Origin of the sequence: Agrobacterium sp. a22-2 (assembly GCF_012276985.1) — a bacterium.
GTDB lineage: Bacteria > Pseudomonadota > Alphaproteobacteria > Rhizobiales > Rhizobiaceae > Allorhizobium.
Map to the genome: position 1 here is coordinate 1 of NZ_JAAXMM010000039.1, position 1,301 is coordinate 1,301.

At 57.2% G+C, this 1,301-nt stretch carries 1 protein-coding gene; it reads left to right on the plus strand.

Annotated features, from left to right (window positions below; translation table 11 throughout):
• Positions 1–280: 280 nt before the first annotated feature.
• A partial coding sequence (locus tag HFC70_RS26285; RefSeq protein WP_168476285.1) for an MCP four helix bundle domain-containing protein occupies positions 281–1,301 on the plus strand: 1,021 nt, incomplete at its 3' end.

Consider the following 1,301-nt stretch of genomic DNA (forward strand, 5'->3'; position numbering starts at 1 on the left):
GGCACAGCCGGCGCGGCGCAACGACCAATCGGTTGCGGCCCAGCAGGCGCGTGCCAAAGGGTTCGCCCTCGATATGTCCATGGGCGGTCCCGACGCCGAAGATCGCGACTTCAGGCAGAGCGCCTGATTGAAATCACCCCGGCTTTGCGGCCGGGGTTACTCACGTGCCCGGATGGTTCGGGCCGCTTCCACCGGAGCCCCGGTGCGCAGAAGAGCGAATGCAATCGCATCTTGCTGCGGACAGTTGTTGAACTACATTCGTTTCTAGGGGAAACCGAGGATGCGCTTTACAATCAAACTCAAACTGGCCTTAGGATTTGCCGCCATCATTATGATGGCCGGCGCCATGGCAGTCGTCTCTATAAGCAATCTGTCATCGCTCAATACTGCGATCACGGATATCGTCCAGGGCCCGGCCGCCAATCTGCGTAACTCCAGCGATCTCTCGGATGCCATACTGATGGCGATCCGGGATGAAAAGAATGCGATCATCAATACCGACGCCAGCAAGATCTCTGAATATGTGGAGAACGTAAATCGCCACAGAGCCGTTATCGACGCAAAAACAACGGAACTCGCGGCTGTGATCAATCCCGCGATCCGGGAAAAGGCCCTCCAACTTCAATCGCAAAAACCGAACTGGTTCGCGATGCAGGATTCAGTGCTGAAGCTGGCAACCGAAAATACGGACGAGAGCAATCGACAGGCCGGACAGATTTCCATGGGCCAAGGCGCAAAATTGACGGAATCGCTACTTGAAGCTCTCGGCGCCCTTAATGCCGAAATCGCAATTGACCTGAAGCAGACCGATGAGGCAACCAACCTACAGTATGACCAATCCCGCAATCTTCTGATCGGTGGCATGGCGCTGTTACTGGTCCTCTCTGTCGCCATCGCCGTGTGGATTGCAATCAGCATCAGCTCGGGCCTGAAAAAAATAAAGTCCGTCGCCGACGCCGTTGCGATCGGCGATCTCGATCGGGACATCGAAATCAGAACAAACGACGAAATACGTGATGTCGTTGAAAGCGTTCGCGTGATGACCGGCAACCTGCGCAACACCGCCAACATCGCCGACCAGATCGCCAATGGCGACCTGACGGTTTCGCCGAAACCCTTGTCGGACAAGGACATCCTCGGGCTTTCGCTGCAGAGCATGGTGGAACGCCTTCGCGGCGTGGTTGCCGATGCTTTGGCCGCCGCCGACAACGTCTCGTCGGGCAGCCAGGAACTGTCGGCAAGCTCCGAACAGCTGTCGCAGGGTGCGACCGAACAGGCATCCTCTGCCGAAGAGGCATCCG